The sequence below is a fragment of the Auraticoccus cholistanensis genome (genome assembly GCF_009742705.1).
Classification (GTDB): Bacteria; Actinomycetota; Actinomycetes; order Propionibacteriales; family Propionibacteriaceae; genus Auraticoccus; species Auraticoccus cholistanensis.
Genome location: NZ_WPCU01000014.1, coordinates 1 through 1,236, shown reverse-complemented (window position 1 = coordinate 1,236; position 1,236 = coordinate 1). Strand labels below are relative to the sequence as shown.

At 74.0% G+C, this 1,236-nt stretch carries 1 pseudogene; it reads right to left on the bottom strand.

Annotation, left to right across the window (positions count from 1 at the left end):
- Positions 1–1,140, bottom strand: a pseudogene (locus tag GC722_RS19430) (S9 family peptidase); the annotation flags it as partial.
- Positions 1,141–1,236: the final 96 nt, after the last annotated feature.

The following is a 1,236-nucleotide window of genomic DNA, read 5'->3' as shown; positions in this document are numbered from 1 at the left end:
CACCGGCGGGCGGAACAGGAAGCAGGGCACGAGCTCGTCGTCGGGGGTCGGCACCCGGTGCACGGTGGGCTCGGCGAGCCGTCCGGCCAGGTCGCCGGGCAGCTGCTCGCGACCGTCCACCAGCAGCGTCGCCTGCCCCGTGGCGGCGTCGACCGAGTACAGCGACGCCGGCGAGGTGGAGGCGGACACGGTCAGCACGAACCGGGAGGAGTCGGCGGCCCAGACGACGTCGGCCGTGCCCGGCTCGGGCAGCTCGACGGCGCAGCGCGGCGTGCCGTCGGCCTCGTGCACCGCCAGCCGGAGGGCGCCGTCGACCAGGGTGCCCACCACCATTGCCGAGGCGTCGGGGGACGTCCACAGCAGCAGGTCGTGCTCGTCGTCGACCACCAGCGGCTGCCAGGAGGCGCCGTCGAGGGAGACCCGGAAGACGGCGGTGAACTCCCGCCCGGAGTTGGAGCTGAGCAGCAGCGCCTCGTCACCGGCGGCCCAGGCCACCGAGTGGTGCTGGGCGTGCTCGTCGGGGTCGGTAACCGCGCCGTCGCCCACGGCACGGGGGCCGGCGAGGAAGACCCGGGTGGACGCCGGTCGCAGGCTGAGGGCGGTGATGGCCACCGAGCCGTGGTCGGCCGAGACGACCGTGTCGGCCACGTAGCCGCCGCCGTCGTAGACGCAGGTCTCCTCGCCCGTGGCGAGGTCGCGGACTACGACGTCCATGTCGACCTGGTTGCGACGGTTCGTGGAGTAGACCACCGTGCCCGGGGTGACGTCGCGGAGCACGTGCATCGACGCGGGGTCGCGCACCAGCGGGGTCAGCTCGTCGAGGGTGACCGGCCGGGTGGGCAGCGGGTCGAGGGACAGCAGCGACAGCTGCATGAGCTCGTCACCGCCGTTGTCGTGCTGGACGACGACCTGCCGCCGGCCCGGCACGTAGCGGCCCGAGCACCGCGACGGCAGGTCGGTCAGCGGGGTGCGGGTGCCGTCGGTGTCGATCTCGACCAGCTGCAGGCTGCCGAGCGCGTCGTGCCCGGCGAGCACGCGGCCGTCGGCGTCGATGTCGAAGGCCTGCCAGGAGGTGAGGTCGAGCAGCTGGCGGACCACCGTGGTGGGGTCCGAGGGCGCGGGGGTGGTGTCGGAGCTCACCGGACCACCGTAGCCAGCGGTCGGCGGTCGTCCCCTGCCGCACTCTCCGCGGACTGCCTTCACAGCCGCTCCCCCACCTTCACAGCCGCTGCAACG